The 19,468-nt window shown below is 64.1% G+C and carries 23 protein-coding genes; 7 read left to right on the top strand and 16 right to left on the bottom strand.

Annotated elements, in window-relative coordinates; genetic code table 11:
• Positions 1–175 precede the first annotated feature (175 nt).
• Positions 176–994: a universal stress protein gene (locus tag C495_RS11780; RefSeq protein WP_008163159.1), complete on the bottom strand. Its 819-nt coding sequence runs from the start codon at positions 992–994 to the stop codon at positions 176–178.
• 186 nt (positions 995–1,180) lie between these two features.
• Here C495_RS11780 and C495_RS11775 point away from each other — a divergent pair, with 186 nt between their 5' ends.
• Positions 1,181–1,819: a phosphoribosyltransferase gene (locus tag C495_RS11775; protein ID WP_008163157.1), complete on the top strand. Its 639-nt coding sequence runs from the start codon at positions 1,181–1,183 to the stop codon at positions 1,817–1,819.
• Positions 1,820–1,949: 130 nt separating this feature from the next.
• Positions 1,950–3,167 (top strand): CBS domain-containing protein, encoded by a 1,218-nt coding sequence (locus tag C495_RS11770; RefSeq protein WP_008163155.1) that lies wholly within the window; start codon positions 1,950–1,952, stop codon positions 3,165–3,167.
• Between the two features lie 38 nt (positions 3,168–3,205).
• Here C495_RS11770 and C495_RS11765 read toward each other — a convergent pair whose 3' ends face one another.
• The 5 genes from C495_RS11765 to C495_RS11745 all read right to left on the bottom strand — a co-directional run bounded on the left by C495_RS11765 (position 3,206) and on the right by C495_RS11745 (position 7,506).
• Positions 3,206–3,655: a universal stress protein gene (locus C495_RS11765; protein WP_008163154.1), complete on the bottom strand. Its 450-nt coding sequence runs from the start codon at positions 3,653–3,655 to the stop codon at positions 3,206–3,208.
• Between the two features lie 62 nt (positions 3,656–3,717).
• Positions 3,718–4,962: a glycosyltransferase gene (locus C495_RS11760; protein ID WP_008163152.1), complete on the bottom strand. Its 1,245-nt coding sequence runs from the start codon at positions 4,960–4,962 to the stop codon at positions 3,718–3,720.
• 112 nt (positions 4,963–5,074) lie between these two features.
• Positions 5,075–5,494 carry a universal stress protein gene (locus C495_RS11755; RefSeq protein ID WP_049890291.1) on the bottom strand — a complete coding sequence of 140 codons (420 nt, stop codon included), beginning with the start codon at positions 5,492–5,494 and terminating at the stop codon, positions 5,075–5,077.
• 79 nt (positions 5,495–5,573) lie between these two features.
• Positions 5,574–5,978 (bottom strand): universal stress protein, encoded by a 405-nt coding sequence (locus C495_RS11750; RefSeq protein WP_008163150.1) that lies wholly within the window; start codon positions 5,976–5,978, stop codon positions 5,574–5,576.
• A gap of 49 nt (positions 5,979–6,027) precedes the next feature.
• Positions 6,028–7,506, bottom strand: coding sequence for an AMP phosphorylase (locus C495_RS11745; RefSeq protein ID WP_008163149.1), 1,479 nt, complete (start codon positions 7,504–7,506; stop codon positions 6,028–6,030).
• Positions 7,507–7,631: 125 nt separating this feature from the next.
• On the opposite strand from C495_RS11745, the gene C495_RS11740 reads away from it, so the two are divergent.
• On the top strand, positions 7,632–8,084 hold the full coding sequence (locus C495_RS11740) for an Hsp20/alpha crystallin family protein (RefSeq protein ID WP_008163148.1): 453 nt from the start codon (positions 7,632–7,634) through the stop codon (positions 8,082–8,084).
• A gap of 132 nt (positions 8,085–8,216) precedes the next feature.
• Positions 8,217–8,852 (top strand): dienelactone hydrolase family protein, encoded by a 636-nt coding sequence (locus C495_RS11735; protein WP_008163147.1) that lies wholly within the window; start codon positions 8,217–8,219, stop codon positions 8,850–8,852.
• A 17-nt stretch (positions 8,853–8,869) separates the two neighbouring features.
• Here C495_RS11735 and C495_RS11730 read toward each other — a convergent pair whose 3' ends face one another.
• The gene (locus tag C495_RS11730; protein WP_008163146.1) at positions 8,870–9,493 is read right to left on the bottom strand and encodes a SagB/ThcOx family dehydrogenase; all 624 of its coding nucleotides are present in this window, start codon (positions 9,491–9,493) and stop codon (positions 8,870–8,872) included.
• Positions 9,494–9,590: 97 nt separating this feature from the next.
• On the opposite strand from C495_RS11730, the gene C495_RS11725 reads away from it, so the two are divergent.
• Positions 9,591–10,031, top strand: a complete 441-nt coding sequence (locus C495_RS11725; RefSeq protein WP_008163145.1) for a universal stress protein — start codon at positions 9,591–9,593, stop codon at positions 10,029–10,031.
• A 69-nt stretch (positions 10,032–10,100) separates the two neighbouring features.
• Here the strand turns inward: C495_RS11725 and C495_RS11720 are convergent, their stop codons facing one another.
• Positions 10,101–10,529 (bottom strand): universal stress protein, encoded by a 429-nt coding sequence (locus C495_RS11720; protein ID WP_008163144.1) that lies wholly within the window; start codon positions 10,527–10,529, stop codon positions 10,101–10,103.
• An 81-nt stretch (positions 10,530–10,610) separates the two neighbouring features.
• On the opposite strand from C495_RS11720, the gene C495_RS11715 reads away from it, so the two are divergent.
• Positions 10,611–11,099: a universal stress protein gene (locus tag C495_RS11715; protein ID WP_008163142.1), complete on the top strand. Its 489-nt coding sequence runs from the start codon at positions 10,611–10,613 to the stop codon at positions 11,097–11,099.
• Positions 11,100–11,257: 158 nt separating this feature from the next.
• Positions 11,258–12,136, top strand: coding sequence for a universal stress protein (locus tag C495_RS11710; protein WP_008163141.1), 879 nt, complete (start codon positions 11,258–11,260; stop codon positions 12,134–12,136).
• A 20-nt stretch (positions 12,137–12,156) separates the two neighbouring features.
• On the opposite strand, the gene C495_RS11705 is transcribed toward C495_RS11710, so the two are convergent.
• From C495_RS11705 to C495_RS11670, 8 genes are all read right to left on the bottom strand, one after another.
• A complete protein-coding gene (locus tag C495_RS11705; RefSeq protein WP_008163140.1) occupies positions 12,157–13,527 on the bottom strand; it encodes a nicotinate phosphoribosyltransferase in 1,371 nt (456 codons plus the stop codon).
• Positions 13,528–13,618: 91 nt separating this feature from the next.
• Positions 13,619–13,951, bottom strand: coding sequence for a DUF7344 domain-containing protein (locus C495_RS11700; RefSeq protein WP_008163138.1), 333 nt, complete (start codon positions 13,949–13,951; stop codon positions 13,619–13,621).
• Positions 13,952–14,247: 296 nt separating this feature from the next.
• A complete protein-coding gene (locus C495_RS11695; RefSeq protein ID WP_008163136.1) occupies positions 14,248–14,664 on the bottom strand; it encodes a universal stress protein in 417 nt (138 codons plus the stop codon).
• Between the two features lie 72 nt (positions 14,665–14,736).
• Positions 14,737–15,180, bottom strand: a complete 444-nt coding sequence (locus tag C495_RS11690) for a pyridoxamine 5'-phosphate oxidase family protein (RefSeq protein WP_008163135.1) — start codon at positions 15,178–15,180, stop codon at positions 14,737–14,739.
• Between the two features lie 125 nt (positions 15,181–15,305).
• On the bottom strand, positions 15,306–16,874 hold the full coding sequence (locus tag C495_RS11685; protein ID WP_008163133.1) for an ABC1 kinase family protein: 1,569 nt from the start codon (positions 16,872–16,874) through the stop codon (positions 15,306–15,308).
• A 90-nt stretch (positions 16,875–16,964) separates the two neighbouring features.
• Complete coding sequence (locus C495_RS11680; protein WP_008163132.1) at positions 16,965–17,390, bottom strand: universal stress protein; 426 nt, start codon at positions 17,388–17,390, stop codon at positions 16,965–16,967.
• Positions 17,391–17,454: 64 nt separating this feature from the next.
• Complete coding sequence (locus C495_RS11675) at positions 17,455–18,333, bottom strand: universal stress protein (RefSeq protein ID WP_008163130.1); 879 nt, start codon at positions 18,331–18,333, stop codon at positions 17,455–17,457.
• Positions 18,334–18,580: 247 nt separating this feature from the next.
• Positions 18,581–19,456: a universal stress protein gene (locus C495_RS11670; RefSeq protein ID WP_008163127.1), complete on the bottom strand. Its 876-nt coding sequence runs from the start codon at positions 19,454–19,456 to the stop codon at positions 18,581–18,583.
• Between the last annotated feature and the right edge of the window lie 12 nt (positions 19,457–19,468).

The raw sequence follows: 19,468 nt of genomic DNA, 5'->3' as shown, positions 1-19,468 counted from the left end.
ACAGCACAATCTGAATGTCATGTACTGGAGAACATCGAACAGTACGCACACGTAGTTACCGGATTGCCTGATTCAGTTCCAGGCATGATTCCAAATAAAGAAATGGCAGTACTATCTACTGTTACGATGACCAGCACTGACGAGCGACGACGCCGACAGCAGCGGTCTCAGTCGCTCACTCCTCGGCTGTCCGGACCGTCATCACGGGGACGCTCGCAGCCGGCACCACCCGCTGGGAGACGCTGCCCAGCACGAGGCGCTCGAGGTTCGATTTGCTCTCCGTACCCATAACGAGTACGTCGACGGATTCGGCGTCGACGTAGTCGAGAATGGCGTCGTGTGCCTCGCCCTCCGTGACCGTCCGTCGGGTCTCGAGGCCGCGGTCGGAAGCTCGTGTCTCGATCGCTGCCGTTGTCGTCTCGCCGTGCTCGAGGAAGTTCTGTCGAATCTCGTCGGCGTCGGCGCGGACGTCGACGGCGTACAGCGCGTGCAGGGTCGCATCGCAGGCCTCGGCCAGCGAGAGTGCGTGTGCGGTCGCCGCTGTCGAACCCGCAGAGCCATCAGTAGCGAGGCAAACGTCGTCGATCCGAACGTCGCTGGAGTCGATCGTTTCACGCCCGACCGTGAGAACGGGGCGGCGGGCATCGCGGATCACCTCGAGGGCGACGCTGCCGAGCAGCGCCTGTCGCAGGCCGGTTCGGCCGTGCGTCCCGACGACGATGGCGTCGACAGCAGCCTCGTCGGCGTAGGCCAGAATTTCGGTCGCCGGCCGTCCCGTACGGACGACCGAGTCGGCCACACACCCCGCCTCGACGGCGTCGGCGACGACCGCGTCGGCCGCTTTTTCGTGTTTCGTGTCGTTGTCACGCGCCTTGTCGGCGACCGACAGTACGTGTACCGTCGCGTCGAGCGCCTGTGCGATCGAAATGCCGACTGCCGCCGCATCCGTTGCGATATCGCTGCCGTCAGTGGCGATGAGCACGTCCTCGTACATGGCACCCGGTACAGCAGCCACAGCCTTTGTTCTACTGGACGTGGAAGACGACCCGATCAGTGGCGAAGCCGCTCCCGGCTCGAGACCGGTCTTCGCTCCCGGCCCGAAACAGTGCCGGACAGACATGTTCGTCACGATGGTAGTACCCGGCTATTATATACCGTCACCCGTGCTCACGTAGAGGCGATGGCAGGATCTCGACGCTTCAGAGACCGAACGGACGCGGGTGAGCGTCTCGCGGCGGAACTCCGTGAGCGAGGAGTCGACGCGGATATCGCGCTTGCGATCCCGCGAGGGGGGCTCCCGCTCGGGCGCGCGGTCGCCGACGAACTCGCCATCCCGCTCGATATCGTCGTTGCGAAGAAGATCGGTGCGCCGGGCAATCCGGAGTACGCCATCGGTGCCGTCGCCAGCGATGGCAGCGTCTGGCGAAACGAGGACGCGATCGGGCGAACGGACAGCGACGAGGCGTACTTCCAGCGACGGCGCGAGGAGGAAGCCGAAAGCGCTCGCCGGAAGGCCGAACGCTACCGTGGCGACCGTGGCCCGCCGGATCTCACCGGGAAAACCGTGGTCGTCGTCGACGACGGCGTCGCGACGGGATCGACAGTCAGAGCCTGTCTCCAGACGCTCAGCGAAACCGACGCCGAGCGGATCGTGCTGGCAGTGCCGGTCGGGCCGCCGGATTCGATCGCCGCCCTCGAGGCCGAGGCGGACGCGGTCGTCTGTCTCGAGACGCCGAGTCGATTCATGGGCGTCGGGCAGTTCTACGAGCGGTTCGGTCAAGTGTCGGACGAGGAGGCGATGGCGTATCTGGAGTCGTAGCCGCGATGCGAGCAGTCGCCTGCCTCGAGCGTCTCTCTCGAATACCCCACCTCAGTGCCGAGATCGCTGACTCGCATCGACCACGTACCGTCTTACAGACAACACACCCACGCAGATCAACAGAGTACACATGGATATCGAAGACATCGTTTCGGAATCGTACGTCGAATTCACCCCGGACACCCCAGTCTCGAAGCTCGTCGGAACGTTCGAGGATTCACAGACCAGAGGCGTCCTCGTGCGGGGTGAGTCGTTCGACGGCGTCGTCACGCGACGACAACTCGCCACCTCGCATCGCCAACCCAACGAAAAGCTCGGCTCGCTGGTCTGGCACGTCCCACGGCTCACGCCGGATGAGGACATCCGGAACGTAGCACAGCTGATGATCGACAGCGACTCACAGCTGCTTCCGGTGTTCGAGGGACAAGAACTGCAGGGCATCGTCACCGTCGACGCGATCCTCGAGAAGGTCACCCCGTTTCTCGATGCGGCGACCGTCTCGGAGGCTGCCACGAGGGATCTCATCGCGCTCGATCCGGGATCAACCCTCGGAAGCGCACTCAATGTCTTCCGCAAGAATCGGATCACGCATCTGCCGGTCGTCGACAACGGGACGGCAACGGGGGTCTTGAGCCTCTACGACGTGACCGACCTGACGGTTCGTGCCGAAGTGACGAGTCAGGGCGGCGATGGAGCCGGGACGGACCCGTTCGGTGGCGAGATTTCGTCCAGCGCCGGCCGCTCTCGCGGTGGCGGCTTCGGCTCCCGTGAGGGGGAGTCGGATCGGATGCTGGACCTCCCCATCCGAGACCTCATGGCCTCGCCGGTCCGAACGATCCGGCCGGACGAAACGCTCGACGTCGCCGTCGAGGAGATGTTCGCCGTCGACGCCTCGTCGCTGGTCGTCACCGAAAACGGCTCCCCGCACGGAATCCTGACGAAAACCGACGTTCTCGAGGCGCTGACGTGGGAAGCCGGCGGGAATCGAGGGGTGCAGATCTACGGCGTCGATCTGATCGATGACACGACCTACGAGAACATCGTCGCAATGATCGAAGCGTTCGACGACAAAGACCATGGGATGAACATTCTGGATGCGAAAGTCCATCTCCACGAACACGACGAGAAACGCCGCGGCGTTCCGCTGTTGCTCGCCCGTATCCGATTGCACACCGATCGAGGGCTGTTTATGGCCTCCGGAGAAGGGTATGGCGCGAGCCACGCGCTCAACGAGACACGAGAGATATTGGAGCGACAGATCCGTGATGAGAAGACCTACGGCCGGACGAAAAAGCCACCGGGCGAGGAGTTCTGGGAGAAGCGCTTCGGCTGGCTACTCGAGGAATAATCGCCGCCACGAGTTTAGTTTCCGGGTCGCAGACGACGTCAGCGCACGACGGTCACTGGAACGGTCGCCCGTTCGACGAGTGACTTCGCAACGCTGCCAAGCATCAGCCCGGCACGCTCCGAACGGCCACGGTGGCCGACGAAGATCGTGTCGAAGCCCTCGGCTTCGGCGTAGTCAGCGATTTCCGCGACCGGGTTGCCATAGAGGAGTTCGACCGCGACATCGTGACCGAGGTCGTCGGCGACGGCAGACGCGTCGTCGAGGAGATCCAACCCTCGCTGTTCGACGTCGGCGACGCTCTCGAGGACCAGTCGCTGGTCTGCATCCCAGAGCGATACGTCCGGTTCGTTCCCACCCTCGTCGTGGACGGTAGGGTCGGCCGCGTGGACGACAGTGATCGACCCGTCCATTGCATCCGCAAGCGTGGCAGCGTAGGTGAGGGCGTTCTCGGACGCTTCGGAGCCATCGACAGCTACGAGGAGCTTCATGGAGCGCTATTCGCTGCGAACCGAGTTAAACGATTGGCTCGTCATCATGCTCTCGAGTCCAGTCAGGACGGCCGGCTCACGAGATCGGCGACGACCGTGAGGAACTCGGCGAGCTGTCGGGGCAGCAGAAACCGCTCGCGGACGACCTCCCGTCCGTACTGCCCGAACTCCAGCCGACGCACGTCGTTCCGGAGGAGCTGTTCGACCCGGCGAGAGAGTCCGACGACGTCGTCGGGCTCGACGAGATAGCCGTTGCGGCCGTCCTCGATCTGGAGCGGGATGCCGCCGACGGTCGAGCCGACGACTGGTGTGCGCTTCCAGAGCGCCTCCGAGACGACGAGGCCGAACCCCTCCCGCAGCGACTTCTGGACGACGACGTCCGACTGACGCTGCAAGACGTTCACTGCCGTATCCGACAGGTCAGTCAGGACGTGAACGTCGGGATCGGTTGCCGCCGTGGCCGCGACCTGCTCGTGTCTCTCTCCCCCCTCCGGATCGTCATCGGCCATGCTCCCGACCAGTGCGAGCTGGGCGTCCGGTATCCGATCCGTGAGCCGACGATACGCCTCGAGTGTCCCGAGCTGGTCTTTCCACGGGTCGAAACGGGACACCTGTGTCACGAGCGGTGTGTCGAACGAGATGGGGGCGAGTTGCTCGCTTTCGGCCGCCACGGTTGCGTCGTCGAGCGCCTCGTTTTTCGCCGCCAGCGGATCGATCGAGGGATGGATCACACTCGAAGACGGGACGGGAACCGTCGTCTCGTAGGCGGCCCGACTGAAAATCGCGTGATCGACGTGTTCCATGTAGTTCGAGACGAACGCGAGTGGCTCGCTTGCGGGCGCGCTCAGGTCCAGATGACAGCGCCAGACGATCGTCGTATCCGGCATCGTCTCCATGAGCGGTTCGACCATGCCGAGCGGCTGTGGGTCGTGGAGCACGACGAGATCGTACGCCTCGTCGATCGTCGCCGCGTTTCGCTCGGTGACGGCGCGATAGGTCGCTTTCATCTCGTCGGTCAGCGTCGTCGCATCTCCCTGCAGTCCGTTGTGGAGGGCTTTGGTCACCTCGAAAAACGACTCCTCGGCGTCGATGACGAGCCAATCGGTGTCGACACCGAGGTCGGTACAGACGGGGACGATCGACCGGAGCAACTCCGCGACGCCGCCGCCGCTCGCCGCCGAGTTCACGTGCAACACCCGGACGTCCTCGAGCGTCGCTGCGAGCGTGGCGAGTCGCTCGAGGAGACGCCGATCCGTAAGCGTCTCGTAGGCCGCTATCGACCGGGCTGGCGGAGCTGGTGAGTGCATACGACTCGGTTCGACCTACAGCAACGACACACGGAGGCGTTGTTCTCGGCGTCCGTTCCCGCTCGCGATCGGGCCTAACCGACCCATTGCCGAGTCGCCGGCTGTCGCTGGCTCAGGCGGTCAACACTGGCCGATCCGCAGTTCGAACGATCCGCTCGGCGACGCTCCCGATCTTGTTCGTTCGCGTGTGGCTCTGCCCTTGATGGCCGATCACGATCAGATCCGCATCGAGGTCGGCTGCCGTCTCCGAGACGGCCTCCCACGGACGGCCGTGACAGACCGACCAGCTGCAGTCGATCCCGATGTTGTCCGCCCGGTCACTGATCTCCCCGAGCATCGCAGCTCCCTGTTCTTCGAGTCGATCGAGAACGATCTCAGCACTGCTCAGCGCCGTCTCACCGTAGCGATGAGTCTCGACGCAGTACATCGCGTGCACGTCGGCGTCGTACCTGTCTGCGAGTTCCAGTGCGTGCTCTACTGCCCGATTCGCCGGGTCGCTCCCGTCGGTCGGGACGAGAATCGTCTCGTACATTGGCGTGGCGATACCCATGTCGAACGTTGTAAAATAGGTTGTACCCGACTCGCTGATAGATTGCGGGCTCGAGGCGAGGTTAGGCTGTCAGTACTGGCCGATCGATGTACCTGACGACGCGTTCTGCGGTGCTGCCGATCTCGCCACTGGCCCCGAGGCCGCGGTTGCCGAGCACGATCAGATCCGCATCGACCGTGTCGGCATAGCGTTCGATCTCCTCGTGTGGACGGCCACGTCGGACGGTGGTCGTGACGCCGACGTCGGCTTGGGCCTCGAGTCCCGCAAGCACCTCCTCGGCGCGGTCGCTCAGATCATCGATCACGCCACTCGAGCCCGAGAGCATCGAGTCGCCGTATCGTCGGGTGTCGACGACCGAGATACCGTACAACTCGGCGTCGAACATCGACGCCAGGTCCAGAGCCTGCTCGACCGCACGGTTCGCCGAGTCGCTCCCGTCCGTCGCGACGAGAATCGTGTCGTACATGCTGTACGGTCTCCACCACTGGGTCGGCCAAATAAGTTACACCTCCCTCTCACCGACGCTCGACGAGCGCGTCCGCCGTACTCCGAACGCGAACCGGCTCGAGTCGTTCGGCCAGCCGTTCGGCCTCCGCGAGCTTGGCCGGCGTCTCGGCGTGGATCGTATACAGCGGGTCACCGGTCTCGATCGAGTCGGTCACACGCCGATGGATGACGAGCCCGGCACGGCTGTCGAGGGGGGCACCCGCCCGGCGGGCGAGATCACAGAGCTGTCGGTTGTCGACACGCGTGGCAACCCCGGCGCGATCCGCACGGATGGTCGTCGACTCCGCCCCCGGCTCGAGGTCGTCGGATTCGACCACAGGATCACCACCCTGTGCGGCGACGATCCGCGTAAATCGCTCGAGTGCGCGTCCCGACTCGAGGATGTCAGTCGCCGACGCGTCGACGCCACAGTGCTCGAGCAGCATGTCGGCGAGTCGCACCGACTTCAGTCGGAGTGATTCCGGCCCGTCGCCTTCGAGGACCGCGAGGACGTCCCGGGCCTCGAGTGTCGGTCCGACGCCGCGTCCGATCGGATCGGTGCCGTGGGTGATCGCACAGGTGACGTCGACCTCGAGGTGAGTCCCGACGCGTTTGAAATCGTCCGCGAGCTCCCGTGCGGCGACGAGGCTCTCGACTTTCGCCCCCTCGCCGTAGGGGATATCGATGACGACGTGTGTCGAGCCGGCGCTGCGTTTTTTCGAGAGCACTGAGGCGATGAGTTGGCCCGCCGGATCGACCGATAGCGGGTTTTCAGCGCGGATGATCTCGTCGTCGACCGGCGAGAGGTCGACGCCACCACCCCAGACGAGACAGCCGTTGGTCTCCGTGACGATCGACTCGATTTCGTCGATCGAGAACTCGACGTCACAGAACACCTCCATCACGTCCGCCGTTCCCGCGGGCGAGGTGACGGCTCGCGAGGACGTCTTCGGCATCGTCAGTCCCGCCGCCGTGACGACCGAGACGATGATCGGCGTCACACAGTTCCCGGCGACGCCACCGATCGAGTGTTTGTCGGCGACGACCGGGTGTCCCCAACTCAGTTGCTTGCCGACGTCGGTCATCGCTTCCGTCAGGTGTTTGGTCTCCTCGAGCGAGAGGCCGTTCGTATACACCGCCGAGACGTAGGCGCTGAGTTCGACGTCCGAGAGGCGGTTCTCGTGGATGTCCCGAACGATCGTCTCGAGTTCGTGGGCCTCGAGTTCGATGTCGTCGAGTTTCTTGCGGACGTACCGAACCGACTGTGGCGCGCCGGCGAGTGTGACGTCGACGGTGCCACGAACGTGATGGAGCGGTTCGGTCATGCCGACGGTGCCTGCCTCGACCAGTTCATCGGTTCGCTTGACGATTCCCGTGGTCGTCTGGCCGGCGTGCTCGATTCGAACACGGTCGATCGGATGGGCACCCAGCTCAGCCGCGTCGATGGTGTTCAAGAGGACGAGTGGCCGGCTCGTGCCGATATCAACCGTGGTCGCCTCGAGTTTCATATAGTCGTGATAACACACCCCATATCCAAAACGATGGCGGGCAGTCTGTTCGTCCTTCGGACGCCTGCAATGCTTAACACGAATGGCGTCGGACTCCACGCTAGGGGTTCGACCCCGTGATACGCATGAGTACAGACAACAATCCGTTCAGAGCACTCGAAAAGCAGTTCGAACGCCTGCAACGACAGTTAGAGGAATCCTTGGCGATGTGGGATCTCGACCAGTTCGGGCAGTCACAGACAGCAGTCACGTCGATGGGGATCGATCTGGCCGACCACGACGAGGCGTTCGTCCTGACGGCTGACGTGCCCGGCTTCGAGAAAGACGAGATCGGCGTTCGGCTCTCCGGCACCACGATCCATATCACCGCAACGCGCGAGGCGGAGACGACCGACGAAGACGAGGAGTTCTACATCAAAAGCGAACGGTCTCGACAGTCGCTGCGTCGCTCCGTTCGACTGCCGGACCCAGTCGACGAGGACGCCGTCGAGGCCCGGTATCGAAACGGCGTGCTCACGATTACGCTCCCTAAATGCGACCCTGGCGAACGCGAGGGACAACAGATCGATATCGACTAACGCACTCGAGACCTCGACTCCAGCCACACAACACGGCCACCGACGGGAGCGAGATCGACAGATGACAATGGAGAACGGTCTCTCGAGTCGACCGATGACAGCACTAAGACAGCGGGCGGTGGAGACCACTCCATGACAGCTGCGAACGACACGACGATTCCGGTCGACGACATCGAACTCGAGGGGGAGCTCATCATCCCCGACGGCGCGAACGGGCTCGTCGTTTTCGCACACGGCAGCGGCAGCAGTCGAAAGAGCCCGCGGAACAACTACGTCGCGGATGTCATCCGCGAGCGAGGGCTTGGAACCCTGCTGTTCGACCTGCTCACGGAGGACGAAGACCGATATCGCGAGAACCGCTTCGACATTCCCCTGTTGACCGACCGACTCGTCGCGGTCACTGAGTGGCTACGGACGCGTGCGGCGACGGCGGGACTTCGCTACGGCTACTTCGGCTCGAGCACTGGTGCAGCGTCGGCACTACGGGCCGCGGCGCGTCCCACGACTGATATCGACGCCGTCGTCTCCCGTGGCGGCCGCGTCGACCTCGCCACCGAGGTGTTCGCGGACGTCACCGCTCCCTCGTTGTTCATCGTCGGCGGCGACGACACGCAGGTGCTCCAACGCAACCGTGAGGCCGCCGCCGAACTCACCTGCGAACACGATCTCCACGTCGTCGCGGGCGCAGGCCACCTCTTCGACGGCCCCGGCCAGCTCGAGGAGGTCGCCGACGTGGCAGCCGACTGGTTCGAACAGCACCTCTCGTAAGACAGGGCTCGCCGCTGCTACTGGTCCGCCGGCCGATTCCCAACGGGTACCAGATACAACGGCTCGAGTCGCGCCGGCAACTCGAGCGTGGCAGCGACGGCGTCGTCGTCGAACGCGCCGACGGGACAGCTCTGCAGGGTTCGCGACTCACAGACGAGGTGGACGTTCTGTGCGGCGTGGCCCGCCTCCATGTGGACGTACCGATCGCCATGGTCAGGATACTGTCGGCGCGTTCGCTCGGCCTCGGCGGCGAGAACGATCGTCGCCGGCGCGGCTTGCACGACCGCCTGTCCCAGCGCCGCCTCCGTGAGCGCGTCGTGGATTGCCTCCTGAACGGTGGCCTCGAGGCGGTGGGCTCCCGGCTCGTATCGGTACAGTCCTGCGTCGAGCGCCGCACAGCCCTCCGGTGCGACCTCGAGAAAGGCAACAAGCGGGTACGTCGCCCCCGCACTCGGCGCAGTACGCATCTCGACGCCGTCGCGGACATGGGTCACGCCCTGTGCGGCCCACAGGAGCTGTGCAACGTCCGCGAGTTCGAGCGGCGGGCGGGCGAACGATCGGCGACTCGTTCTGGTCGCGATCGCTCGTTCGACGCTGGTCGAGCCGTCCGTCTCGGGGTCGGGGAGATCGATCGATGCCATAGGAGTCGTCCACCGACGGAGGTGAAAAACGGACGGGCTCGAGGCCGTCGCGCGGAGTCGACAGTACGTATATACGACTCCACCCGGAAGCAGACGTATGCCCAGTTCGGTTCTCGTTCCGGTCGACGGCTCGCCACTCTCGATGGATGCGCTTCGACACGCCTTCCGGGCGTTTCCGGACGCCGAAATCACGGCCTACCACGTGGTTGACCTGTTCGAACCCGACTTCAGCGGCGACCTCGAGTCGTCCTACGAACCGCTGATCGGCACGGACGCATGGTACCGTGCCGTCGACGACGCCACTGCGCGGCTGTTCGAGGCGGTCGCCGACGTCGCCGCCGACGCCGACCGATCGGTCACGACCGAGTCCGATATCGGCGAGCCGTCGCGACTCATCCTCGAGTACGCGACCGACGAGGGCGTCGACCACATCGTGCTCGGCTCACACGGCCGACTCGAGTCGAATCAGGCCCTCTACGGCAGCGTGGCAGCGACCGTCGTCCGACGGTCGCCCGTTCCAGTTACGGTCATCCGGTGACCGCTCGAGCGATGGGCTGAGACGGATTGCTGTCCCGATGTCCCGTCGATCGCCTGCCGTCGGCTCGTCTCAGTCCGTTCCGTGAACGATCGTTACGGGAACGGATGCACGTCGAACGACCGTTTCGGCCACGCTGCCGAGCAGCAGCCGGTCGATCCCGCTGCGGCCACGACTCCCCATCACGACCTCGTCGATACCCTCAGCATCGATGTACTGGACGATCACGTGCGTCGGTCGCCCGTACCACCACACCGTGTCGACGGTGGTCTCGAACGCCGCCGCAGTGTCATCGACATCGTCGAAGACATCCGCGGCGTACTCACGTGCACGACTCCGCCATCGACCACCGTTTTCGACCCCGGCGTCGGTGTGGTCTGCAAAGGGTTCGACGACGTGGAGGACGACGACCGAGGCGTCCGGAAATGTCTCGAGTGCAAAGCGGAGTGCGGCGTCGGCGTGTCCGCTGCCGTCGTGTGGGACGAGGATACGCTCGCTCATATCGCAAACGTACGAGCCCCAGTCGTATTACTGTCATAGTGGCAAAGATTGTTGCCCGCCGAGCGCGAACACACGACACACATGACGTTTCTCGTCCCGTTCGACGGCTCCTATCTGGCAGAAGCAGCACTGATGCGGGCGTCCGAGTACGGCGAGGCGCTGGACGAGGACGTAACCGCCCTCTCGGTCATCCCCGACGACGAGGCGTACGCAACGAACGTTGGCTGGTACGAACCCGGCGAACCCGAGTCGTTTAGCGTCTCCTACGTCGCCAAACGACTCCGTGAGGGGGTCGACGATATCGCACCCGGGGCGACGTTCCGAGAGGAGCGAACCGACAACGGCGCGCCGGCGGCGATCGCAGCCCAAATCACTGATGTTGCCGACGAGATCCGGCCGTCGGTCGTCTTCCTCGGCACCGATAACGTCGGCGAAATTGCCCAGCCAGTGACGAGCGTCGCCGGCGGTGTCGCCGCAAATGCGACGTACGACGTCCACATCGTCCGGTACTACACCCCGCCGTCGATCTCCGATATTCAGCTCACAGAAGGGGCCTACGACCACTCCTGAGACGGTCTGCTGTCCCGAGTACTGGGGTCGGATCGGTACTCGGCGAGCAGTGACGACCGCAGTCCGTATGCCGGTCGCAGTCACGTTTGCGTTCGAACAGATTGCGCTCGCTGAGAGTACGGGTGCGTTTGATAGGCGTCCGTCTCGAACGAGCCGCTATGTTCACGACCATCCTCGTTCCGACCGACGGCAGCGCCGGTGCCGAAGCGACGATCGATCACGCCCTCGAGCTCGGCCAGACCTACGAGGCGACGATTCACAGCCTCTACGTCGTCGAGACCGGCGAGACGCCGGCTGGAATCGCCGACGACGACCGCGAGGAACTCTACGCCCCCTCCGAGCGACAGGGCCGCGAAGCGACGATTCGAATCACGGATCAAGCCGAAGCCCACGACCTGATGGCCGCTCGAGAGGTCCGCGAGGGCGTCCCACACCGAACGATCCTCGAGTACGCCGACGAGCAGGGTGTCGACATGATCGTCATGGGGACACACGGCCGAACGGGTGTCGACCGGGCTCGGCTTGGGAGTACCACCGAGCGCGTCGTCGCGCTGTCGGACGTCCCGGTGCTGTCGGTTCGGATGACAGACGACGGCGACGACACCCCTGAAGCCGGCGGGCCGTACGAACGGATCGTGATTCCGACCGACGGGAGCGACGCCGCCGAACGCGCCGCAGAAAACGCCCTCGAGATCGCCGAGAAATACGACGCCAGCGTCCACGCCGTCTACGTAATCGATACGACGACCTACGACCTCGAGGACGCCCCGCGGAGCATCATCGGCTTACTCAAAACGGGCGGGCAGAACGCGACGGAGGCGGTCGCCGAGATGGCCGACGAGCGCGGCCTCGAGGCCACCACGGCTGTTCGTCGGGGCGTTCCCGCTGATGAACTGCTCGAGTACGTTTCGGCGGCCGACGCCGACCTCGTCGCGATGGGAACCCGCGGCCGCGCTGTGGGTTCGGGCCGACTGCTCGGAAGCACGACCGCGCGTGTCGTCCGACGGTCGCCGATTCCGGTGCTGACGAGCAACTAGAGGCGCTTTGCGTCGGGTCCCTACTCCGTACGCCGAGCCTCGAGTTCCCGCTGTAGCTCCTCGGTTTCCTGTTGTAGTTCGTCGCTGATTCGGACGTCGTAGGGCTCGGGGTCCTCGAGTCGACGGCTCGAGTCGGGGAGTTTCCGTCTGTGTGTCCGCGCTCGGGCTTTGCTGGTCTCGAGGTCGGGGAGGCCGATGACGCGCTCGCCGCCGTCGATGACGGTGACGAGTTGCTCCTCGCCGGGCAGGTCCTCGTCCCGAAGTCCGATGACGTCGCCGGTGTACCGGCCGTCGGACTCGGTGCGGCGGACGCTTTTCGCGCCGGGGTAGGTGACTTTCCCCGTCGAGAGCTTCATCGTCGGCCGCATCTCGCCGTCGCGTTCGACGGCGACGAGTTTGTAGACTCCCTCGACTTTCGGGGCGTCGGTGCTCGTCACTAGCGCGGTACCCGGCCCAAAGCCCGCGCCGACCCCACCTCGCTCGAAGAAGTCGTCGATTTTGGACTCGTCGATGCCCGAGGAGATGAACTGGTCGACATCGGGGAGTACCGCATCGACATCCTGCGAGAGCGCCGCGAGGTCGCCCGAATCGAGGCGAACGCCGCGGATCGACGCCCCTGCCTCGTCGGCGACTTCCTTTGCGAGCTCCGCCCCGCGGACGGTGTCGTAGGTATCGATCAACAAGACACTCTCGTCCCCGTACTCGTCGACGAACGTCTCGAAACTGTCGCGCTCGTCCTCGAAGCTCTGGACCCACGAGTGGGCCATCGTCCCGGAGGTCGGGATCTCGAACGCCTCCCCGGCGGCGACGTTCGAGGTGCCGTCGAAGCCACCGATGTACGCGGCGCGGGCCGCCTTCAAGCCGGCGTCCGTCCCATGTGCGCGTCGGGAGCCGAAATCGATCAGCTGCTGTCCGTCGCCGTTCCGGTCGATGATCTCTCGCATACGGCTCGCTTTCGTCGCGATGAGCGACTGATAGCCGATCTGGTTGATCACGGCGGTCTCGAGTAACTGTGCCTGTGCGATCGGTGCCGTCACCTCGAGCAACGGCTCGTTCACGAAAACCGGCGTCCCCTCCGGCAGCGCGCGCACCTCACCAGTGAACTCGAACCCCGACAGGTACTCGAGGAACGCCTCATCGAACCCCTCCTCGGACAGATACTCGAGCGCGCGCTCGCCGAACGAAAGCGTCTCGATGTAATGGATCGCCTGCTCGAGGCCCGCGGCGATCATGTACCCTCGATTCGGCGGGAGGTCGCGGACGAACAGGCTGAACGTCGCTGTCGGGTTGTGGTCCTGATTGATGTACGCCTGTAGCATCCGCAACTCGTAGAGGTCGGTAAACAACGGTGCGTTCGCCGCGGTCAGATAGCCAAACGTTGTCTGCGACATCACGGTATCCGAATATAGCACGTGCACCCTGATAACTCTCGGCGTGACTGTGGGACCCACTCATGTTCTCGAACAGTTCCAGTATCGGTCGTCAGTGCGCCTCGAGCGCCTCGAGGGCGGTTGTGACCTGTTCGCAGTGATAGTACCGGATGTGCTCGGCTTCGCTGTCGTAGTCGATCAGGCCATGATCGTCGAGCATCGGCAGGTGGATGTGATGGATCGCTCGATGCCAGGAGTCCGGGTCAGCGTGTCCCGTCGTGGACTGTGAACGCAGCCTCGGTAGCGACATTCGGTCGTCGTCACAGGATTCCAGCGTCGTGATAATCTCCCGGCGGCGGGTATCTGCGAGGAGTCGGAGGATGTCGTCCGTCGCGCACGGACAACGTGTGCTTCCGTCCTCGGCTCGAATCTGGCACTCGGTCATAGATCTGACAGTCGGACCGTGAACGCGGACAGCTAAGTACCCCACATGGTGTTCCCATCGACTGAAAGCTCCACCGACATTGACATATTCATTATATCGGATCGTATGGAAATATAACTAGTATCCGCTGGAAAGCATCTGTACGGGAGGCGGCGACGAGATCGAACGGCACGAACGACCGGCGGACAACGTTTCGGGCGTTGCACCCCCTGAGTGAGGCGATTTGACCGACGCAGACACTCGCTTCGCTATCGACGGGACGGCCCGACAGCGCTGGCGAGAGGAGGTGACGCGGCTTATCGGACGACGGTTACCGGCACCGTCGCACGACGGACGACCTGTTCGGCAACGCTGCCCAGTAGCACGCGTGACATGCCGGATCGGCCGTGACTGCCGAGGACGATCTGATCGACGTCGTTGTCCGTCGCGAACGAGACGATGCTGCGGGCGGGCGTGCCGACCATGAGCTCCGTCGTGATCGACGCGTCGTGTTCCGCACCGATCTGCTCGATCGTTTCGAACAGCGTTTCAGCTTCTTCCTCCTCGAGTTCCATGAGGCGTTCGTAGTTGTACGCCATCTCCCCGCGATACATGGCCATCGACGGGTTGATTACGTGCAGCGCCGTGATCGTGGCGTCCGGATACGTCGTGACGGCGTGTTCGACTGCCTCTCGTGCCGGGTCGGATTCGTCGACGGGAACGAGTACGTTCATACGAACATATTCGTGAAACGGACATATATATGTACTGGGAAAATCGGCGTTCCGGAAACGACAGAGCCCCCGTTAGGCCCCGCGTTCCCGGCCGGTGACCGTCTCCATCTCGAGTTCGTAAATCTCGACATCGAGGTCCTCGACATCCTGATCGAAGACCGGGAGCTGTCGGAACGACTCGTTGACGGCCGTCTCGTCGAACGCCGCCTGCTCGTCGTCGGTGAGCTTCCGTACCGGCCCTCTGACGATGATGCTCCAGTACGTATCCGCCCGTTCGATGTTGTACAGACAGAGACAGGCGTCGGCCGTCGCCTCGAGAAACGCCATCTTCGTACTCGAGCCGTCGCTCGTCAGCCGAATGTACAGCGACGAGCCGTCGTAGTGGTAGGCGACCGGCACGGCGTACGCACTCGAGTCGTCCGCGAGCGCGAGGACGCCGACCTCGTGATCCTGTAGCGTTTCGTCGATGGCCGTCTCGTCCATCCCGAACGTATACTCGTAGGAGATTTTGTCCATTGGCGGCTGTTGGTGCGACAGCGACAAGAATCCCCCACATCGACGGTGTGTCGCACAGTCTGTGGCCTCGAGTTCCGCGGTGTCGCTGCGGTGGTCGCGCCGGCACTGGCGGATGGGAGTCGACCTTACCACGTCCAGCGTCGGCGAACGTACTGTCCGAACACGACGAGCGCGCCGAGTAGGCTCGCAACCTCGAGTGGCAACTCGTGAAACGTCAAGATCGCCGACGTGACGAGCAACGCACCAGCGACGACCGCGTAGCCGACCGCCGGATCGCCGCCACGTGTCGGCTCGATTGGATCGGTTCTGACGACGAGTTCGCCGCGTTCGAGCTGTCCGAAGACAGTATCGAACCGGGCGGGCGCTCGAGCGAGGACGGGCGCGGACTCGCGGAGGTCCGTCCGGACGTCGGCAAGCAGCGCTTCGAACTCGCTTTCGATGAAGCCGTGATCGACGAGAAACGAGCGCGTGACACCCAGGAAGTCGAACTCCGGATCGAGGCTCCGACAGACGCCTTCGCCGACCGTCCCGGCCCGCATGAGCAACATCACGTTCGGCGGGATTCGGAACGGGAACTCGTGAAGCATCGCAAACAGCTCGGTGATGATCGCACGCCAAGTGATCACGGAACGCCCCTCGAGGTTCTCGATCACTAACTCGAGTATCTGTCGGACGGCGGCCCGATCGACCGTGGGAGCGAGGATCTCGAGGGCGATGAGCGTGTTCAACAGCCCGTCGACGTCACGGCGGACGAGCGTTCGATACAGACTCGTCAGATCGGCCTGTTCCTGTGGCGTCAGTCGCTGGCTCATGCCGTAGTCGTAGATCACCAGCCGTCCCGCATCGGTCACCGCGAGATTGCCCGGGTGTGGATCGGCCTGAAAGACGCCGTCGACGAGTCCCATCCGCAGATACGTACGGGCGATCAGGGTCGCCATTTCGGTGGGTTCGATACCGACCTCGGCGAGGGCGCGGTCGTCAGTGATCTTCGTCCCCTCGACGTACTCCATCGCCACCACACGATCCGAACACAGCTCGTCGTACGTCGAGGGGACAACGACCCGCTCGGTGTCCGCGAGGTTGTCTTCGATTTCGGCCATGATCGACGCCTCGCGCTCGAAATCCAGCTCCTCGAGGATGATGTTCTCGAAGTCGTCGGCGAGGTTCTCGATCGAGTACTGCTGGTGCTCGTCGGCAACGAGCGACAACAGCGGGACGAGCCCCCTGACGACGCGGAGGTCACGCTCGATCACTGGAACCAGCCCCGGTCGTCTGACTTTCAGGGCGATTCGGTCGCCGTCGTATACGGCAGTGTAGACGAACGCGAGCGAGCCACCCGCAACCGGCTCGAGGGTCTCGAGGTCGAGTTCGTCGCCGAGTTCGGCCTCGACGACGGCCAGCGGATCGCCGCCTGCATCCTCGGGGACTTCGTCCTGTAACGTCGACAGCGCCTCGACGTACGTCGGTGGGACGATATCCGGACGCGTCGACAGCACCTGCCCAACCTTGATAAACGCCGGGCCGAGCTCGAGCATCGTGCCGGTCAGTCGGTCGGCACGCTGTCGGTGTGTTTCCGCCGACACCCGGCGTGAGGGACCGAACAACAGGAATCGCCGTCGATCCCGAACCAGCGCGACCGCGATCGGTGCAAACTGCACGAGCACCTGTAGATAGCGGAGGTAGTACCCCTTCATCGCTCGATACGGGCCCGGCGATCGCTCGAACAGCCGTCCATACAGTCAGTTCGGACAGCCAACACAAATATGCTGTCGACAGCTTCGTCGCTAGCGAACCACAACGACGGGCATCGGCGCTCGGCGAACGACATCCTCTGAGACGGTTCCGAGCAGGACACGTGAGATGCCCTCCCGCCCGTGGCTCCCGATAACGATCGTGTCATAGTCTGCCTGCGTTGCGTAGTCGACGATCCGACGATCCGGCTTTCCCGTCAGGATCTCCGTCTCGAGGGCACGGCCATATGCGGCCGCGAGTTCCATCGCCTCGTCGAGGACGTCCATCCCATGTTCGCGGAGTCGCTCGGTCACGGGTGGCCGGATCTCGGGCCCCTCGAGAATCGCGACGTGTGACTCCGGCACCTCGATGACGTGTAACGCCGTCATGTCGGCCTCGGGAAACGTCTCGAAGGCGTACTCGAGGGCGTCGTTCGACGGTGGTGACCCATCGTACGCGACGAGAACACGCTCGACCATACGACTCTTACTCGTGCGGTTGGGATAATCCTGTCTCCGAGTACCACGAGCTGGAACGGGATACTTACCGAACCGCCAGCACGGGTCTATCGGCGCGCTCGAGGACACGTGCCGTCGTTCCGCCGAGAACGGGGTCCCCGCCGACGGCGAGCCCGCGTGCACCCATCGCGAGTAGGTCGGCATCGACGGCACTCGCGTACGACACGAGTTCGTCGTGTGGAACCCCGCGGAGGACATCGGTCCGCACCTCGAGGTCACGACTACGCGCCGTGACGGCGATCGGTTCGATCGCGTCGTGACCGCCCTCCCGACGCAGCTCGAGAACGGATGCTGGCGCGTCCTCGAGTATGGGGGCGGTTTCGTCGATGACGGAGATCACGTCGACGACGCCACGCGCAGCCGCCACGAGTTCGAGGGCGGAGTCGGCAGCGCGTTCGGCGGCGTCGCTCCCGTCGGTCGCGATCACAACGCGGCTGCATCCGGCCGAGGCCGTGTCAGGCCACGGCTGCCTGTCGAGTGGCACGGCAAGTACCGGAACGGCCGACAGCGCGAGCACCCGTTGGGTCGTGCTCCCGACTCGAGGGTCGGGCTCGTCGGCCGTCGTCGATCCGCGGGTTCCCATCACGATCAGTCCGGGGTCTGTCTGCGCGGCGAGCGACACGATCTCCTGATACGGGACTCCCTCACAGCGGTCCCGAACGACAGGGATGCCGGCGTTCTCGATGCGTTCGGCCGCCGCGTCGACCGCCGCCCGAGCGCGCCGTGTGGCCGCCGCTCGAAGCGATGCCGTTTCGGCAGCCGGAAGCGACTCGAGGTCGTGGAACTCGAGAACGGACAGGACACGAATCGTCGCGTCAGTCTGGCGTGCACTCGCGATGGCGCAGTCGGTCGCCGCCGTCGAATCGGTGTCGGGATCGACCGGGAGCAAGATCGTGCCATCCATTGGCTTCCGCTACGAGCGCGATCGGTAAGAAGCTATACTAGCCACTGCACGTCACTGCACACCAGACCGCATGACGGCTCTGCGATCAGTGTGTACATCGGTTCAGTTGTTACTATACCAGCCCGTGCTCATCGAGCAGGGATTCGAGCGCGCTCGAGTCGCCGAGTCATACGGATTGCTGTCCCGATGTCCCGCCGATCGCTAGCACGGGTCGACGATCGGCGGTCAGTGACGACACGAAACCGTCTCAGGAGAGCAGTCGGCGCAGTCGCGACGGGACGGGATCGTGGCGCTTGGCCAGAATAACCGTGTTAGCAGCGTGTCGCCCGACTGCTTCGGAGGTCGTCCCGAGAAGCGCACGCTGGATGAGGCCACCACGTGAAGTGCCGAGGACGGTGACCTCGTGTTCGCTGGTCCGGTCGGTAATTGCCGCGTCGACATCATCGCTTTCGACGATCTGCCGGTCGATCGACAGCCCGTCATCGAACGCGGCTGCAGCCTGCGCGAGCAGCGTTTTCGCTTCCGCTCGAGTCCGTTCGGGACCGTCCGGTTCGCGGACGTGCAACAGCGTGACTGCGGCGTCGTTTCGGCGGGCAATCGAGGCGGCTGCGTCGGTGGCGAGACTCTCGTGTGGCCCACCGGCAACTGGAACGAGCACGTTCTCGATGGGGGCTGGCGTCGGCGTCTTGATCCGTTTGACGAGGACGTCACACGCGGCGTCTCGCAGCACTCTGTCAATGTGGTTCCCCAAAATGATGTCCTGGCGCGGTGGCCGTCCCCGCCACCCCATCAGAATCGTATCGACGTCGTATTTCTTTGCAGCGCCGATGATCCCCGTCGAGACTCCACGAGCCATCCGAATCCGTTTGTCGACGGGGACTCCGGCGTCCTCGACACGCGCCGCCGCTGCCGCAAGCATCTCCTCGTCGTCGTCCTCGAGCAGGTATCGCCGACCGTCCTGCAACGACAGTTGTGAGGGGACGTCGACGATATAGACGAGGAGAACGCGGTACGAACGGTCGGTCGCGATGTCGATTGCGGTATCGAGCTGTCGGTCAGCAGTCTCGGGGTTTGCAACCGGGACCAACAGACTGCCGCCGACATCGGAGCGTGACGATGACATGGTATATGCCAT

It is taken from the genome of Natronorubrum sulfidifaciens JCM 14089, from assembly GCF_000337735.1.
Classification (GTDB): Archaea; Halobacteriota; Halobacteria; order Halobacteriales; family Natrialbaceae; genus Natronorubrum; species Natronorubrum sulfidifaciens.
The sequence above is the reverse complement of the archived record's forward strand: the minus strand, read 5'-3'. Positions and strand labels throughout refer to the sequence as shown.

Coding starts and splice junctions, on each gene's coding strand:
- C495_RS11780 (WP_008163159.1), bottom strand. CDS start 994: ATGTACGAGGACGTGCTCATCGCCACTGACGGCAGCGATATCGCAACG.
- C495_RS11775 (WP_008163157.1), top strand. CDS start 1,181: ATGGCAGGATCTCGACGCTTCAGAGACCGAACGGACGCGGGTGAGCGT.
- C495_RS11770 (WP_008163155.1), top strand. CDS start 1,950: ATGGATATCGAAGACATCGTTTCGGAATCGTACGTCGAATTCACCCCG.
- C495_RS11765 (WP_008163154.1), bottom strand. CDS start 3,655: ATGAAGCTCCTCGTAGCTGTCGATGGCTCCGAAGCGTCCGAGAACGCC.
- C495_RS11760 (WP_008163152.1), bottom strand. CDS start 4,962: ATGCACTCACCAGCTCCGCCAGCCCGGTCGATAGCGGCCTACGAGACG.
- C495_RS11755 (WP_049890291.1), bottom strand. CDS start 5,494: ATGTACGAGACGATTCTCGTCCCGACCGACGGGAGCGACCCGGCGAAT.
- C495_RS11750 (WP_008163150.1), bottom strand. CDS start 5,978: ATGTACGACACGATTCTCGTCGCGACGGACGGGAGCGACTCGGCGAAC.
- C495_RS11745 (WP_008163149.1), bottom strand. CDS start 7,506: ATGAAACTCGAGGCGACCACGGTTGATATCGGCACGAGCCGGCCACTC.
- C495_RS11740 (WP_008163148.1), top strand. CDS start 7,632: ATGAGTACAGACAACAATCCGTTCAGAGCACTCGAAAAGCAGTTCGAA.
- C495_RS11735 (WP_008163147.1), top strand. CDS start 8,217: ATGACAGCTGCGAACGACACGACGATTCCGGTCGACGACATCGAACTC.
- C495_RS11730 (WP_008163146.1), bottom strand. CDS start 9,493: ATGGCATCGATCGATCTCCCCGACCCCGAGACGGACGGCTCGACCAGC.
- C495_RS11725 (WP_008163145.1), top strand. CDS start 9,591: ATGCCCAGTTCGGTTCTCGTTCCGGTCGACGGCTCGCCACTCTCGATG.
- C495_RS11720 (WP_008163144.1), bottom strand. CDS start 10,529: ATGAGCGAGCGTATCCTCGTCCCACACGACGGCAGCGGACACGCCGAC.
- C495_RS11715 (WP_008163142.1), top strand. CDS start 10,611: ATGACGTTTCTCGTCCCGTTCGACGGCTCCTATCTGGCAGAAGCAGCA.
- C495_RS11710 (WP_008163141.1), top strand. CDS start 11,258: ATGTTCACGACCATCCTCGTTCCGACCGACGGCAGCGCCGGTGCCGAA.
- C495_RS11705 (WP_008163140.1), bottom strand. CDS start 13,527: ATGTCGCAGACAACGTTTGGCTATCTGACCGCGGCGAACGCACCGTTG.
- C495_RS11700 (WP_008163138.1), bottom strand. CDS start 13,951: ATGACCGAGTGCCAGATTCGAGCCGAGGACGGAAGCACACGTTGTCCG.
- C495_RS11695 (WP_008163136.1), bottom strand. CDS start 14,664: ATGAACGTACTCGTTCCCGTCGACGAATCCGACCCGGCACGAGAGGCA.
- C495_RS11690 (WP_008163135.1), bottom strand. CDS start 15,180: ATGGACAAAATCTCCTACGAGTATACGTTCGGGATGGACGAGACGGCC.
- C495_RS11685 (WP_008163133.1), bottom strand. CDS start 16,874: ATGAAGGGGTACTACCTCCGCTATCTACAGGTGCTCGTGCAGTTTGCA.
- C495_RS11680 (WP_008163132.1), bottom strand. CDS start 17,390: ATGGTCGAGCGTGTTCTCGTCGCGTACGATGGGTCACCACCGTCGAAC.
- C495_RS11675 (WP_008163130.1), bottom strand. CDS start 18,333: ATGGATGGCACGATCTTGCTCCCGGTCGATCCCGACACCGATTCGACG.
- C495_RS11670 (WP_008163127.1), bottom strand. CDS start 19,456: ATGTCATCGTCACGCTCCGATGTCGGCGGCAGTCTGTTGGTCCCGGTT.